This window comes from Paenibacillus dendritiformis (assembly GCF_945605565.1).
In the GTDB taxonomy this organism is placed as follows: Bacteria; Bacillota; Bacilli; order Paenibacillales; family Paenibacillaceae; genus Paenibacillus_B; species Paenibacillus_B dendritiformis_A.
This window is the reverse complement of sequence record NZ_OX216966.1, coordinates 5,090,252-5,104,734: the sequence shown is the minus strand read 5'-3', so window position 1 is coordinate 5,104,734 and position 14,483 is coordinate 5,090,252. Positions and strand designations below refer to the sequence as shown.

Annotated in this window: 12 protein-coding genes and 1 pseudogene; 8 read left to right on the top strand and 5 right to left on the bottom strand. The window is 57.3% G+C overall.

What is annotated here, in order from left to right:
- Window positions 1–72: 72 nt before the first annotated feature.
- From NNL35_RS22825 to abc-f, 6 genes are all read left to right on the top strand, one after another.
- Entirely contained in the window at window positions 73–999 is a 927-nt protein-coding gene (locus NNL35_RS22825; RefSeq protein WP_006674923.1) for a sugar phosphate isomerase/epimerase family protein, read from the top strand.
- A 30-nt stretch (window positions 1,000–1,029) separates the two neighbouring features.
- The gene (locus NNL35_RS22820) at window positions 1,030–1,215 is read left to right on the top strand and encodes a hypothetical protein (RefSeq protein WP_006674922.1); all 186 of its coding nucleotides are present in this window, start codon (window positions 1,030–1,032) and stop codon (window positions 1,213–1,215) included.
- A gap of 41 nt (window positions 1,216–1,256) precedes the next feature.
- On the top strand, window positions 1,257–1,571 hold the full coding sequence (locus NNL35_RS22815; RefSeq protein WP_006674921.1) for a hypothetical protein: 315 nt from the start codon (window positions 1,257–1,259) through the stop codon (window positions 1,569–1,571).
- Between the two features lie 195 nt (window positions 1,572–1,766).
- On the top strand, window positions 1,767–2,882 hold the full coding sequence (locus NNL35_RS22810; RefSeq protein ID WP_006674920.1) for a MerR family transcriptional regulator: 1,116 nt from the start codon (window positions 1,767–1,769) through the stop codon (window positions 2,880–2,882).
- Between the two features lie 144 nt (window positions 2,883–3,026).
- Window positions 3,027–3,179, top strand: a complete 153-nt coding sequence (locus NNL35_RS22805) for an RAxF-45 family protein (RefSeq protein WP_165979814.1) — start codon at window positions 3,027–3,029, stop codon at window positions 3,177–3,179.
- 97 nt (window positions 3,180–3,276) lie between these two features.
- A complete protein-coding gene (abc-f, locus tag NNL35_RS22800) occupies window positions 3,277–5,220 on the top strand; it encodes a ribosomal protection-like ABC-F family protein (protein ID WP_006674919.1) in 1,944 nt (647 codons plus the stop codon).
- Window positions 5,221–5,292: 72 nt separating this feature from the next.
- Here abc-f and NNL35_RS22795 read toward each other — a convergent pair whose 3' ends face one another.
- Window positions 5,293–5,751, bottom strand: a complete 459-nt coding sequence (locus tag NNL35_RS22795; protein ID WP_006674918.1) for a DinB family protein — start codon at window positions 5,749–5,751, stop codon at window positions 5,293–5,295.
- Between the two features lie 153 nt (window positions 5,752–5,904).
- Here NNL35_RS22795 and NNL35_RS22790 point away from each other — a divergent pair, with 153 nt between their 5' ends.
- Entirely contained in the window at window positions 5,905–6,729 is an 825-nt protein-coding gene (locus NNL35_RS22790; protein ID WP_006674917.1) for a helix-turn-helix domain-containing protein, read from the top strand.
- A gap of 455 nt (window positions 6,730–7,184) precedes the next feature.
- On the opposite strand, the gene NNL35_RS22785 is transcribed toward NNL35_RS22790, so the two are convergent.
- Entirely contained in the window at window positions 7,185–8,063 is an 879-nt protein-coding gene (locus NNL35_RS22785; RefSeq protein WP_254553751.1) for an amidohydrolase family protein, read from the bottom strand.
- A complete protein-coding gene (locus NNL35_RS22780; RefSeq protein WP_006674915.1) occupies window positions 8,050–11,166 on the bottom strand; it encodes a GNAT family N-acetyltransferase in 3,117 nt (1,038 codons plus the stop codon). Before NNL35_RS22780 ends, NNL35_RS22785 begins: the two co-directional genes overlap by 14 nt.
- A gap of 252 nt (window positions 11,167–11,418) precedes the next feature.
- Between NNL35_RS22780 and NNL35_RS22775 the strand changes: the two genes are divergently transcribed.
- On the top strand, window positions 11,419–12,492 hold the full coding sequence (locus NNL35_RS22775; protein WP_006674914.1) for an FAD:protein FMN transferase: 1,074 nt from the start codon (window positions 11,419–11,421) through the stop codon (window positions 12,490–12,492).
- A 137-nt stretch (window positions 12,493–12,629) separates the two neighbouring features.
- Here the strand turns inward: NNL35_RS22775 and NNL35_RS22770 are convergent, their stop codons facing one another.
- Window positions 12,630–12,980, bottom strand: coding sequence for a DUF1360 domain-containing protein (locus tag NNL35_RS22770; protein ID WP_006674913.1), 351 nt, complete (start codon window positions 12,978–12,980; stop codon window positions 12,630–12,632).
- A 413-nt stretch (window positions 12,981–13,393) separates the two neighbouring features.
- Window positions 13,394–14,356 (bottom strand): annotated as a pseudogene (locus NNL35_RS22765) (serine hydrolase domain-containing protein).
- Between the last annotated feature and the right edge of the window lie 127 nt (window positions 14,357–14,483).

Sequence of the window (14,483 nt, the reverse complement as noted above, 5' to 3'; positions counted from 1 at the left end):
AATGTTGAAAAAGAAGTTTCTCCCTATATTTTGTATATGGCATCGTTACGGCGATAGTTAAGGAGAGATGAGATGAGACGATTGCAGGCGGGGATATGGGGACGATTTGCGGCCGAGCGGTGGCATGAGCTGGCGCGCGGGCCGATCAACGGCATGGAGGTCTGCATGCTGCGTGATGAACAGGAAGTACAAGCGGTTCAGGATTTCTGTGCCCGCCATCAGCTCCAATATGGCGTGCATGGGCCCATCCTCGATTCCCTTGGCTACCATTTGCCCAAGCTGAATGCGGTCTGCCCGGCTGAGCGGGCGGAAGCGATGGCGCGGATGGAGGCGGAGGTTGAACTGGCTTCCCGATATAGTGCGGATTATATTTTGCTCCACTATCCATTTTTGCCGCTGTTCCCGGCGCAATGGAAGCGGCCGTATCATCGAATGCCCGATCCGGACCAACGGTACGGTCATGACCAGTTGAGCCGCCGCGAATTCAGAGAGATATCGGTCCGGTTATTCGAAGCGTGCTGCGAGCTGCAGCGCAAGCATAACCAGCGTATCGTGCTGGAGCATGATTTTGCAGGGGAGTATACCGAGGTGTTCATTGATATGTTCCGGGAATATCCGGAGATTGCGCTCGTGGTCGATACGGCGCGGCTCGATATATCGAGACGAGTGCTCCGCGGGTTCGACCCGTATGCGTGGCTGGACGCACTGGCCCCTTATGTCTATCTCGTTCATTACAGCAATGTGCGCTACGAAGAGGAGAATTTCCAGAATCATTTGCCCGTGCTCCCTGAGCAGGATGGCGACGGCCGCTACGGAGACGCCTATGCGTATTTGGAAGCGTTGGCAACCCGCAATCCTAAGTTCCATGTGACCTTCGAGCATCGGGCCGAGCTGGTGAGCATGGAGGAGCTGGACGCGATCTATGAGCGGGTCGCGCTCTTGCTGTGGCGCTCGACGGGGCATACCGACACACCCTGTCGGAATATAATGCGAATATGAAAATCCATTTGGTGGAGGGAGGGGCTGAAGATGAGGTCTGTCCGAAGTCTGCTGACCGTCGTGTTGAATTTGATCGGAGAGCTGTGGATCGGTCCTTTTCGCAAGAGCGGTTATTATGACAAGCATACCGCGCATCTGAGCAAGCCTGCTAATGCGGTGTTTTTGCTCGCCGTAGTGCTGTCTCTTATCGGGGTTGCGCTGCTGTATGCGCCGTAATCTGGAATAGATACATAATTATGAATAGGGAGAAATAGTCTATGTGGGCGACCAATGCAAGTTGGGTATGGCTAGTCTTTTATTCGGTGATTGGGATTAGTCTGGCGGCCAGTGCCTTCAGCCTGATCATCCGCAAACGGATCGGCATATCGGTGGTGCATATCGTCTTTTTGGTGACGGGATTTACGATCTTCTTCCTGAATGCCATGGGCCGAAGCGAGGGCATGACGGAGCTGCATTATTTCTGGAAAGGTTTGAGGGAAGGGGCATTGTGGGCAATCTATGTGCTGATCAGCGGACTTTTTTCCATCTATTGGTGGTATGGGTTCATCTCCTCCTACCGGGACAAGGGGTAGCTTCTGGACAGTAATCGAGCGCCGGCGATGCTCCCGTGGAGGATGCTCCGGTCTGGCGGTTATCCATTAGGGCCTCGGGATAGGCAGAAGTGTCACTCGGTCTGAAGCGGCAAATGGAATGCCTGCGCCGTCTTGACTCTCACACGATGTTATACTTTACGATCAGGTTACCGGCCGGTGGAAGGAGTTAAGTCGATGCGCATCAGTGACCTGTCACGTCTGACGGGCGTCAGCATCCGTTCCTTGCGTTATTACGAGGAAAAGGGATTGCTTGCTCCATCGCGCACCGATAGCGGATATCGGGTGTACGCGGAGGAAGACGTTGAACGTGTACGGCAGATTCAGTTCTATTTGCAGATGGGGGTTCGTGCGGAGGAATTGGCCCGCTTGTTTCAGCTATGCGCCGGCTTTCCCGGCAACGGGGATCCGGCATGCGCGGAGGAAGCGATTGCTTTCTATGAGAGCAAGCTTCGCGACATCCGCCGCCAGAAGCAGCTTCTGGAGAAGGCGGAACAGGATATCCGCGGCATGCTTGCGCATTGGGCGTCCGCCTGGACGTACACCCCTGTTGGACGGAAGGGGACACCGCCTATGTTGAGGCTTGATCATGTAACTGTGGCTGTTCGCGATGTGGACGCGGCAGTCGAACAGATAAGCAGTACGACCGGAGCCCGGTTTACCGGCCTGGTGGAGGCATTTCCCGGCGCGCGGGCGCAGGTCGCCTATCTCGGCGCCGGATTCCTTGAAGTGATCGCGATAGCGGATCCGGACAAGCTGCGGACGACACAGCTGGGACGCGCCTTCGCGGAATTCGCGGAGAGCCGGGAAGGCATTTTTGGCGCAGCGCTGGACATCACCGGCGGCATGGCCGCCTTCGTCGAGGAAGCGAAGAAGCGAGGCGTCGCTTACATAGGACCTTGGCGGCAGCAAGCTCCGTTGGAGGACGGCTCGTTCATCCCATTCGGCACGGCCTTCATCCGCCATGATATGCCGTGGCTGATTGAATATGAACGGTCCCGGACATGGGACAGCCCGCTGCGGTTATGCGGAGTGGACGTGGTTGCCGCCGATCCGGCTGCCCAGGTGAGCCAATACCGTCAGGCGTACCGGCTGCCGGTGCCTGCTTCCATCGGAGCGTCCGCCTATGAATGGGAGCTGGCCCGGGGGATGATTCGCCTGCTGCCGCAGGAGAAGGGGCCGGCCGGCTTCGCGGCGGTCACGATCGCGGATGCGGAGCGGGAGTATCGGATTGGCTTTACGCCGGAATCGGGCATGGAGATTGCCGTATCCGCCCTGGGGACGAAGCGGTGATGATTGCGGATGAGGCTCGGCGGAACCCGGCGGACCTGGCGATGGGTGTCCGGCAGACGGTACTTTACTGCATCGTAGCTTTCGGGTATAATATGGAATAATTACGCTCTCATCGCAGAGCATGAACAGGAGGTGAGGCAGGAGATGAACCGCAGCGTCGCAACGATTCGCATTAGCCAATTGCCTATGGCATTATTTGGCATCACCCATGCTGGAGTGGTCAACGGGATAGGTGTGTCCATTTTTGCGAATACGAATGTGACGAATTGGCGTGAAGACTCTCCTGCCTTGACCTGAACGGGTATGATCTGACCTAAGGCTGCGGGGATGTTTCCCTGCAGTCTTTTTTTGTTCCGGTCCGGGGAGGAAGCGCGCCCGGAGGAGGACGTTGACCATGGTAATCAATTTGTGGCATGTGAAAAAATATTATGGGGCGGAGCTGGTGCTCTCTGATGTGTCGTTCGAGATTGGGGAAGCGGAGAAGGTCGGCCTGATCGGACGGAACGGCACGGGCAAGACGACGATATTGCAGCTGCTGGACAGAGCTTCGGCTCCTGACGAGGGAGAGCTGTTCATTCGCAAAGGCGCGACGGTCGGCCTGCTCGCTCAGGTTCCGTCAGCCAGGGACGGAGCGACCGTCTATGATGTGCTGGCCGAAGGCTATGAACAGGTGCGGTGCTGGGAACGCGAGATGAAGGAACTGGAAGCGAAGATGTCCGATCCTTCCGTCTGCGCGGATGAACGGGCCATGCAGCTTCTGCTGAACCAGTACGGACAGCTCATGGAGCGGTTCGAGCAAGCGGGGGGCTATGAGATGGAGGCTTCGATTCGGCGGGTAGCTGCAGGCATGGGCATTGGCGCCGAGCAGTTCGGGCGGCCGTTCGCCTCGCTCTCGGGCGGAGAGAAGACGAAGGTCGGACTGGCGGCCCTGCTGCTGAAGCGGCCGGACATCCTGCTGCTTGACGAGCCGACGAACCATCTGGATATGGCGGCGATCGAATGGCTGGAGTCGTTCCTCGGCTCCTATCCTGGCGTCGTCGTGGTCGTTTCCCATGACCGGTATTTCCTCGACCGGGTCGTCGGCAAGATTATTGAGCTCGAAGACGGAGAAGCCTTCGTCTACTATACGAATTATTCCGGCTATCAGAAGGAAAAAGAGGAGCGTCTGCTCCAGCAATTTGCCGATTATCAGGAGCAGCAGAAGAAGATCAAAAAGATGCAGGAGACGATCAAGCAGCTGATCGAATGGGGCAACCGCGCCAATCCGCCGAACCCCGGCTTCCACCGCCGGGCCGCCTCGATGCAGAAGGCGCTGGACCGGATGGTCAAGATTAAGCGCCCAATTCTGGAACGGCGCGCGATGGACCTGACGCTGAAGCAGGAGGACCGCTCCGGCAAGCAGGTGATTGTGCTGGATCGCGTCTCCAAAGCGTTCGGCGAGCGGGAACTGCTGCGCGGGACGAGCGCGCTGCTGCTGTACGGCGAGCGCGTCGCCTTGATGGGCGGCAACGGTGCGGGCAAGAGCACGCTGATGAAGATGATTATCGGCGAGATTCCTCATGACGAGGGCGAGATTCGGCTCGGTTCCCGCGTGGACATCGGCTATCTGGCCCAGGAGGAAGCCCCGCCGGCGGAAGATTCCACCGTGCTGCGCTATTTTTGCGACGCCTTGGCGATGGAAGAAGGGGAAGCCCGGGGCGAACTGGCCCGCTTCCTGTTCTACGGCTCCGATGTGTTCAAGCGGGTGTCCCAGCTGTCCGGCGGCGAATGGAGCCGGCTGCGCCTGGCGCTGCTGATGTACCGGAAGCCGAACCTGCTGCTCCTCGACGAGCCGACGAACCATTTGGACATCGACTCGCGGGAAGCGTTGGAGGAAGCCTTGGATTCGTTCCCCGGCACACTGCTCGTCATCTCGCATGACCGCTACTTCATGAATCGTGTCGTGGAGAAGCTGTGGATGCTGGACCAGGCAGAGCTGACCGTTCATCTCGGCAATTACGAGGAATGCCGGGAGAAGCTGCAGGCGCTGCTGCAGCGGTCCGCTGCGGCGGCGATCCCGGCAGAGCCTGCGCGGCCGAAGAATGAGCCTAAGGATGAGCTGAAGCCGGCGGAATCGAAGGCAGGCTCCAAGCCTACCGAGCCGGCAAGGCGATGGGAGGAAGAGATTGCGGCAGCCGAGGAACGGCTGCGCCTGCTGGAGGAGGAGATGGCCCGGCTGTCCGCGAGCCCGGCAGAGAATGCGGAATGGCCCAAGCTGCTGAGTGAGCAGGCCCGGCTGCGGCAGGAGCTGGATGAGCTGTACCGCGAGTGGATGGAAGCGGAAGAAGCGTTAGGCTAAGCACGCAGGAAGGATATCGGGCAAAATGGAGAGCGGCTGGTCCCTCTGTCCCCGATATCCTTCCTTTCGTTTTTACAGTGGAAATGGCAGTTCTTGCACTCCGAGCATGCGGGCGTAGACGAAGAGCTGTCCTTTGTGATGAATCTCGTGATCGATGACGAGCCGGACGAGCTTGCTGCGCGGCCCATCCAGATTCGGGAACGGGGAATGGTAGACCGTCTTCAGATCTTCGGCGGTTAAGGTCTTGAACATCTCTGTTGTCTTCGCGGTCCACTCTTGCACGATCCGGCGCACTTCCTTCATCGATGCGCACTCGATGGTCGGCGGCATGCCGATTTGTCCCTCTCCCGTCTTGGCCAGCCTGATGAACATATCGGCGGAAGCGCCGATATGCTGAGCCAGCTCGCTTACCGTCATCGCCCCGTCCCACGGCGCGAAGCCGGCGTGATGGTCCGGTATGGGCAGCAACAGCTTTTCCAGTATCGCCCGCTGCTTCAGCCACGCCTCCAGCAATGCTTCCGTCTGCTGCATTCTCTTACACCCTCCATAACCATTTGATTTGCGACATACTCTATCACTTGCTAACATGGGTACTATAGCAGAACCTCATGGATTGGTATTGTAAAAATGCGATAAATGCGATGTGCGAATACCGCGTCTTATCTTGGAACGGGAGCGTGAACGATGGATACGAAGCCGAACCGCGAGCCGGACGTCAGAGGCATGCTGTATGCCGCCGCCGGCGAACAGAAATTCCGCATTACCCGCCATCTTCCGGCGCCTGACCTTCGTCATTTCGTCAAGCATTATTGGATGATTGCCTGGGATTTGCGCGGCCAGCCTCCCTATGTGCAGGAGGTGCTTCAGCATCCCGGGGTGAATCTGGTATTCGAGCGGGACAACACGGCCGTGTACGGCATTGTGTCCGGAAGATCCCAGCGGGTGCTGGAAGGACAGGGACGGGTAGCCGGGGTGCTCTTCCAGCCGGCGGGATTTTATCCCTTGTACCGCGAGCCGATGTCACGCCTCGCCGGTCACACGCTGCCCTTCCGCGACGTGTTCGGGATAGACAGCGGCCCGATGGAGCAAGCGTTGTTCGCTTTAGAGGACGGGGAGGCGATGAGCCGAATCATTGACGGGTTCCTCCGCGAGCGGCTGCCGGAAGCGGAGGACAACGTGAAGCTCGTCAATCGGATTATCGAGACGGTCGTGGACGGCCGGGACATTACCCGCGTCCAGGAGCTGGCGGAGCGGTTCTCGCTTCATACGCGCTCGCTGCAGCGCTTGTTCCTGCACTATGTCGGCGTATCGCCGAAATGGGTCATCCAGCGCAGCCGCATTCACGAGGCGGCAGGGATGGCGGCCGCCGGCGCCGTGCCGGATTGGGCTGCCCTGGCGGCGGATCTGGGCTATCACGATCAGGCCCATTTCATCAAGGATTTCAAGGCATTCGTCGGCGTGTCGCCGGAGGAATACGCCAGGAAGCTCCGCCATCGGGAGCAGATATGAGCAAGAGTGATGCCATAGCTCAATGGAGCAGATATGAGCAAGAGTGATGCTATAGCTATAGCGCGAGAATGAGCCGAAGACTGCCCGAGGGGCAGTCTTCGTTCGTTGTCTGGCTATCTGGCTCATCAGGGCACCTGACTCGTTTGGTTCACCTGGTTAAGCGGGAGTTCATCTCTTGGCATGCCCAATAATACTGTAAAACTGCAGGATTAGGCTGCCTGAGTCTATGCCTAAATAGAATTCCTGCGAAAACGCAGGATTTTTAGCCTTATTGGTTACAAATAAGGGAAATTCAGCGAAAAGATGCATCTGTGCAGGAATTCCATCAAATATCAGCTTAAATGATGAAAATTGCTGCAGCTACGCAGCATTTTTGGAAGCTCCCTCATTCCGGTTGAAGCCGCGCCCCCGAAGCGGTAACCGGCGCGCCCCCCCTCCTGCTACCTGCTCCATGGCTAGCGCGACGCATGGCCTTCGTGTTCCAGGAATGGCCTGATCTTTGGAAATACGTTCAGCGCCGTCCGGTAGAATACATCCTCATGATGCTCCGCCGGGATCAGCTCCCGGACGAACCGGATGTAGGCCTCTACCGGAGCGAGCGGCCAATCGGTGCCGAACAGCAGCTTGTCGTAATGATCGCAATAGGTTACGGCATGGCGCAGATGGGCGAAGAACAGGGGCGAGTCCTTGAGCCGATTGCAATTGGCGGTGTCGCCGACCATGAGACCGGACAGATCGGCGAAGACGTTCCGGTTCTTGTAGACGACTTCCGCTCCGTCCAGCACCCAAGGATCGCCGAAGTGCGCCATCATGAAGTTGACGTTCCGGTGCGTGACGGCCACCTCGTCGATCGTCAACGGATGCGAATATTTGAGCAGCCCGCGCTCCGAGTACGTATCGCCCGTATGGAACACGACCGGGACGCGATAGGCGGCGGCCAGCTCATAGACCGGCTGATAGACGCTGTCGTAGGCATAGAAGGGATAATAGCCCAGATAGATTTTGAGACCGACGGCTTCCGGCTTCTGCAGATCGCGTTCCAGCGCTTCGAGCTCTTGCGTGCCGAGGCGGTAAGGATTAATGCCCAGGCAATAGACGAGCTGGGGAGGCAGCGCCTCCACCAGGTCGAGCCCCATCGGGGTCACCGCTTCCTCATCCGGGAAGCCTCCCGGCTTCGTCTCGGTCAGTCCCATACCGATGCCGAGCACGACATTGTTGTCGCGGTATTCCTTCAGAATCCCGTCCAGGCTATAATCAACGAATGATTTCTCCGCGGCGGTCGCCTTGAACTCCTGAATATGGGACAGATGCATATGGGCGTCAATGATCTTCATTCGCTCCACTTCCTCTCTCGTCCGGGAACCGGATCTGTTGTAATGAAGCCAAGGCTTCGAATTCGATACGGTCAGGGGAGAACAGCAGGAACAACGGCTCTATTCGGACGCAGGCTCCGTTCGGGATGTGCCGTTCGCGATTGTACTCTACCTGACATATCTCATTGTTGGCATAGACGAGCGGATAGCGCTCGCTCGCATCCATCATGACATGAAGCTGCTGCTCCCGGTTATCCGCTCCGAAGACGAGATGCCGCGCTTCCGGAATTTCGAGCTCTCCCTTGCCGGGACGGAATGTGCGGTCGGACCCGTCATGGTCCTTCACGGACACCCGCAAGCCTCCCTGCGAATCTCCGGATTGGATGAACATCGATGTGTCCCAGACCAGTTGATCGAGACTGAGGCCCGTCTCCTGCTCGATTTCGGAAAATGCGCACAGCACAGGCACGCGGGACAGCATCAGGAAATATTGGTGCAGCTTCAAGCCTTTATAGGTATCATGCTGCCGGACGTCCAGCGTAAGCTTCAAGCCCTGCCATTCATTATCGGAGCTGTCCCGCCGGGTAACGAATTCCACCGTGCTGCTCTCCTTCAGGACCGAGAGCGGGCTCAGGCCGCCGATATCGTACTTCAGACCGCCGATATACGGATTCCACCATGATCTCGGCGCGTGCAGCGGATATCCGCTGGACAGCCATTCCTCGCCGCCTGCTTGCAGCGAGTGAAGAGCGGGGTAGAAGGAAGGGGACGCCGCCACCCGCAGCACGCCGTTGTCTGCCGAATAGACCGGTCCGGCTTGTCCCTCTTGCCGCTCGAATCGGATCGGCTCATCTGACGGCACCAGCACGACAGAGCTTCGCTTCACGTCATGCGTTGGCAGATGAACCACCGCATCGACGACCTCCATGCTCTGCTGCGGCGCCGGAAGGCTGCATTCCGTGATCCCGGACTCATCGATGTCCAACGGCCGTGCAGCTGCGTCCGGTTCCCTGCGCAGTTGAACCGAGATCGTTCCCTCTCTCTGCACCAATCGGTGATCCCGGATTGTCATGTTCAGATTCGAGCGGAGCACCGGATTATTCCTGTTCATAATCAGCTCGATCGGATCGGTAAGCCGGAGATCGGAACGGATATCCGGCTCCTGCATCGCGAAGGCGCGGAAGCGGGTCCAGTCTGTATATCCGCCCATCGTCAGATGGAGGGGCTCCGTTGCGGACTTCTCTCCCGGCCCCAGACTTCCGAGCGAAGCTTCCAGGCTGATGCACCAGCTCTCGATACGCACGCGATGCGTCTTCGGCCAGCAGATGCCGAGAGGGACGCTGCCGTGCTGGATGAACACCCACGACTCCGTCATGTTGCGGCTTTCCCAGTAGCTGAATTCGCTAGCCGTGATATCGTTCAGCGCGATATATTTGCCGTTGTAGGGCAGGACGGCGCCTTGCAGTCCGAAGCGCAGCAGTTGGCTCACATACAGGTCGGCGACAGGATGGGCGCCGGTATTCTCGGCTTCATGCCAATAGGCGACGGTTCCTTCCCCATACAGAAGGAGGTTCACGGTCAAGAATACCGACGGAAACGATGCCGATTGATAGCGGAGCGACAATCCGACGGCGCCTTCCTCCCGGATCGGATGTATCGATACCGGCTTCTTCTTCGAGAATTCTGTGGAGAACGGCTTGCCCAGCTTCGGGAAGCCCAATTCGGCGTAGGTTGTCATCCCGGGACAGAGAAGCCCGAAGCCGTTCCATTCCTTGTTGAATCTGATGGAGAAATGTCCGTGGAACACCTGCCAATGCTTCTCCGTCTCGCCGGCGAAGGCGGCGCCGGGACCGCTGAAGCCGGCTCCGATCGTTCTCGTGAACGGGATGACGCTTCCATCGGCCAGCCGAGCCTCGGCTTCGACCTGCTGCGAATAGAAGCCATACTGGCGGACCTGATAAGGGACGGGGATGGAAGTCCGTTCGTTCGCCTCCAGGGGGATCTCGAATTCATGTCGCCCCAAGGCCAGCATCGGACTGTCAGGCAGCGTGAAGCGAAATGCAGCCGCCTCCGCGAAGTTGTTCTCGATGTCCACATAGAAGGTGCCGCCAATGGCCGGGTAGGCGCTGGGGCTCGGCGTCTTCCAAGCGAGCTGGGCAGGGAAGCGGGGAATGACGCCAATGTGGAACAGGACTTCCTTCCCGTTAATGCGCATCCGAGTCGTGACGCGGGGGCATGTCCGCCATACGCTTTGCTCCTCTTCGACAGGGCCGACGAAGAAGCTCGCCCGGACCGTCGCTTCGCCTTCCACTTCGGCCTGATGCTCCCAGTCAAATTGAATATTGCGGTCGTTCTCGCCCCGCAGATCGAGATGGAGCGGGCGGCCCGATTTGTTCACGATCCGGTACTCTATCGTATAAGAACGGCCGAAGACCGGCTTTGCCTGCTCCGCTTGGGCGCTGATGAGAAAATCGTCGGTCTCGATGAGCCGGATGCCTCTTCCGGTGCGTTCAAATTCGACGCGCAGCGAGGCGCCGTTCTTTTCCCATGTATATGCGAAATAATCAAAGCCGTTATCCTTGCGGCCATCCGGCTTAATCTCGATCTCCCGGGTCGAGTCCTCGTACCAGTCGATGTCATCGAAATAAGCGGAGAGCGCTTCCGTATTTAATACGGTAGGCATGAAGTTCATCAGGTGGGTCGTATCTTCCCGATCCTCCCAGAAAAAACCGCATCGCTTATACAGCGGAACGGCCTTCGTATTGCTGGCCCATGTATAGAGATCGAGGCGAGGCCAGCCTAACCGCACCGTCGCATCCAACGCTTCGCGGACCAGCATCTTGCCGATTCGCCGGCCATGATAATCCGGCCTCACGTTCAGCAGTCCGATATAGAGCGCTCCGGTATCCTCGCGGTATTCGAACAGGCTGCAGTACCCGACCACGGCATCCTGATCCAGGGCAAGATAGACTTCCAGCGCGTCCGATCCTTCTTCTTCCGTCCGCACCCTTTCTGCCGTACGAATCGTATCTCCACCGCCCCAGCCCTCCTGGCTGCGGTTCCACATCTCTGCTACTCCAGCCGCATACTCCGGCCGATAGCGGACGATTGCAATCGGATTCATTCCAAGACCTCCTTGCTTTCCTGCTAGTTGGTATAATGTGACAATGCATATATATACGGGCAATTGTAATCGAAGTTTCTTGGAAATACAAAAGAATATGAAGCACAACATACATTGGAAATGCATTGTGCGACGGGCGATATAGGCGAATGCGGACCGTTGGGTGATATCGATCACATACATCGATATGCCTTATCGACGATAATTTTTCATGATTTTCATGGCCAGACTTCGTAAGGGGGGTTCAGCAATATGACGAACAGTACAAAGATGAAGATGATAGGGGCGGCAATTCTGCTGTTCGTAATGTCCGGAATTGGATATTTTCTATGGGCCAACGGCTCTGACTCAAGCAAGAAAGATCCGCCTGTGACCAAGACCTTTCTTAAATTCGATACGGTGATTCAATTGAAGTTGTATGGTGATGAAGCGGCGGAGAAGCATCTTGGCGACATCGAAAAGCTTCTGGATCGAATCGATCAGCAAATCAATATGAGCAATCCGGAGAGTGAAATCTCCCGGGTGAATTCAGCCGCAGGAAAAGAAGCGATTAAAGTCTCGCAAGATACCTTCGATCTGGTGAAAAAGTCCGTAGAGTACGCCCAAGCTACGGAGGGGACTTTCGATCCGAGTATCGGATCGCTGGTCAAGCTGTGGAGGATCGGAGCTGGCGGGCAGCATCCCCCTGCTGACCATCTCATTGAGCAGGCCAAGTCGCTAGTTAACTATAGGGACATTGAATTGGATGAGAAAAATAGGACGATCAAGTTGGCAAAGGCAGGCATGTCCATCGATCTTGGAGCGATTGGCAAAGGGTACGCGGGAGATCTGGTGTCTGACTACCTGCGTCAGGAGAAGGTAGGCAGCGCGATTATCGATCTGGGCGGCAGCACGATTATGGCGATTGGCAGCAAGCCTGGAGGAGATGTGTGGCGTATCGGGCTGCAAGACCCGGACCGGGAGCGAGGGGAGCAGATTGCCATTGTTCAGCTTCGAGATGAGACGATCGGCACATCCGGCGTCTATGAACGCTACTTCATAGACAACGGGATTCGATATCATCATATATTGGATCCCTCAACGGGAGCACCGACGCAGAACGGGATCAAGAGCGTGACTATTATCGGCGGGACCGCCACAGCAGGCGATGCGCTGTCTACGGCAGCGATTGTGAAGGGGTTGCAGGAGGGGCTGGCCTATTTGGAGCAGACGCCTGATGTTGAAGGCATGTTCATTATGGAAAATAACAAGGTGTACGTGACTTCTGGATTGAATGGGAAGATTAAGCTCACGAGCCCGCAATATACCCTTGTTGATGCGGAATGATCTCAGGTTGTTGCCCGAAAACGATGGAGCCACGGGAGCCGGATTGAACTTGACTACAGTTCGATCCGGCTTGTTGGCATGCAAAAAACCGGTCCAATTGACCGGTTAGAGCGCCCTGCGGGCTGGCTTGCTGCCATCTACAATCGATTAAGCACGAACTGCTCGATAAGAGCGGCGATTGCGGCGACGGCTAACATCAGCAGCAGAGGGAATGATGCCGGCACGTACCAGTACAGGGCGGTGAGAAAAGCCGCGCACCATATGCCGGTGCACCAATGACAGCTGAGCAGCGTCCCCATCCAGTGCCGGAAGCCCGTGCCCCGGATATCGACTTGCCGGATGACGGTTCCATTGTCTTGGGGCACGTAGGTGACAGTCATAAAGGGCGCCCGCAGCGGCCAGGTAATATCGTCATAGACGATAAGATGGGTCAGGCGGAACGATGCCAGCGCCAGAACGACCAGCTGAATCCAGGTCAACTCGTCCATGCCAGGTCCTCCTTCATGAATGCGTGATACCAGCCTGTCCAGTCCTTCTCTCTTCCAACTGCATATAATAGACCGAGGTAAGAGAAATGGAGGTGACCGCTGATGTGTTTCTGCAATTCGGTGAATCGGCTTAATTCCAAGCCTGGCAGAACGATAGAGGTCGTGAATAACATGAGAGTACCGTCTCCGCCACAGCAAATTGTCGTTACGGCCCGCAAGATCGAAGGCGTGGCGAGCCCGCAAGCTCAATGGCAAAAATAAGAATCCTGTCCCTATGGAGAGATGTCCGTATACCGTATGTTATGTAGCGGTTCCATAATTGGTTCACAGGGGAGCGCAAGTGAGGCCAGAAGCGGAAGCCCAAAAAGACCAGACCTGTCCATCTGGTTTTTTTGGGCTGTCTGTCGAAGAGACTAGTGCGGCATCAACATCGTGGCGAGCTCGTGGGCAAGCTCGGATGTGACGGACCAGGCGACATTGCTCAACACGATGACGGCGGCTTGCTGCTGCGGCAGGCACATGAAGGAAGCCGTGAAGCCGTTGATCCCGCCGTGATGATAGATGAGCTGACGGTCAGGCGGCAGGATGAACCAGCCTAATCCGTAATCCCCGCTGTGCGGGGTATGCATCTGCCCCAGCGCAGACGCGGAGACGAGCTGACCCGAGGAGAGAGCCCGCTCCAATGCATGCAGATCGTCGACCGTGGAGTACATGCCGCCCGCGGCATAGCTGTTCGACATATTGATTTAGGACGCGTTGCGGAACGAGCCGTCTTCGTCCGGCTCATAGCCGGCCGCTCTCCGCTTGACGATAGAACGATTGTCGTCCATGCCCGTATCGTCCATGCCCGCAGGGGTGAAAATATGCTGTCTCATATATTCCGCATAGGGCTGGCCGCTGGCCTCTTCGATCAGCTTCCCGAGCAATACATAACCGGAATTGGAGTAGCTGAACTGTTCGCCAGGAATGAATTCCAGCGGCTCATTCGCGAAGCGCGCAATCAGCTCGTCCACGGTAGCGGGACGGACGAGAGCCGCCGCCGCATTCTCCGCACTCGTATAGTTCGGCAGCCCGGAGGAATGGGACAGCAGATGCTTGATCGTGATCCGCTCACCCTGAGAGAAGGACGGCAGATAGCGGCTCACCGGATCCTCCAGGCGTAATGCGCCCCGCTCTGCCAATTGCATCATGGCGAGCGCGGTCAACGGCTTCGTGACGGATCCGATACGGAATACGGTCTGGGGCGTGTTCGGCACTTCCAGCTCGACATTGGCCATTCCGTATCCTTCACGGACGATGACTTCTCCTTCCTTGGCAGCGAGAATCGTTCCGCTGAAGGCGTGACGGTCCACCGCTCGTTGAATGGATTGCTCCATAGCTTGTCTTATCATGGTTAGAATCCTCCTGTATAAATGCGACATTACATGATGTAGTCTTGCCCACATGCTTGACCTCTTGGCTCAGCAACCTGGGCTAGAGCAGCTTGCGATGGTTGGACCGGGG

Coding starts and splice junctions, on each gene's coding strand:
- NNL35_RS22795 (WP_006674918.1), bottom strand. CDS start 5,751: ATGCAGCAGACGGAAGCATTGCTGGAGGCGTGGCTGAAGCAGCGGGCG.
- NNL35_RS22825 (WP_006674923.1), top strand. CDS start 73: ATGAGACGATTGCAGGCGGGGATATGGGGACGATTTGCGGCCGAGCGG.
- abc-f (WP_006674919.1), top strand. CDS start 3,277: ATGGTAATCAATTTGTGGCATGTGAAAAAATATTATGGGGCGGAGCTG.
- NNL35_RS22805 (WP_165979814.1), top strand. CDS start 3,027: ATGAACCGCAGCGTCGCAACGATTCGCATTAGCCAATTGCCTATGGCA.
- NNL35_RS22785 (WP_254553751.1), bottom strand. CDS start 8,063: ATGAAGATCATTGACGCCCATATGCATCTGTCCCATATTCAGGAGTTC.
- NNL35_RS22810 (WP_006674920.1), top strand. CDS start 1,767: ATGCGCATCAGTGACCTGTCACGTCTGACGGGCGTCAGCATCCGTTCC.
- NNL35_RS22815 (WP_006674921.1), top strand. CDS start 1,257: ATGTGGGCGACCAATGCAAGTTGGGTATGGCTAGTCTTTTATTCGGTG.
- NNL35_RS22775 (WP_006674914.1), top strand. CDS start 11,419: ATGACGAACAGTACAAAGATGAAGATGATAGGGGCGGCAATTCTGCTG.
- NNL35_RS22820 (WP_006674922.1), top strand. CDS start 1,030: ATGAGGTCTGTCCGAAGTCTGCTGACCGTCGTGTTGAATTTGATCGGA.
- NNL35_RS22790 (WP_006674917.1), top strand. CDS start 5,905: ATGGATACGAAGCCGAACCGCGAGCCGGACGTCAGAGGCATGCTGTAT.
- NNL35_RS22770 (WP_006674913.1), bottom strand. CDS start 12,980: ATGGACGAGTTGACCTGGATTCAGCTGGTCGTTCTGGCGCTGGCATCG.
- NNL35_RS22780 (WP_006674915.1), bottom strand. CDS start 11,166: ATGAATCCGATTGCAATCGTCCGCTATCGGCCGGAGTATGCGGCTGGA.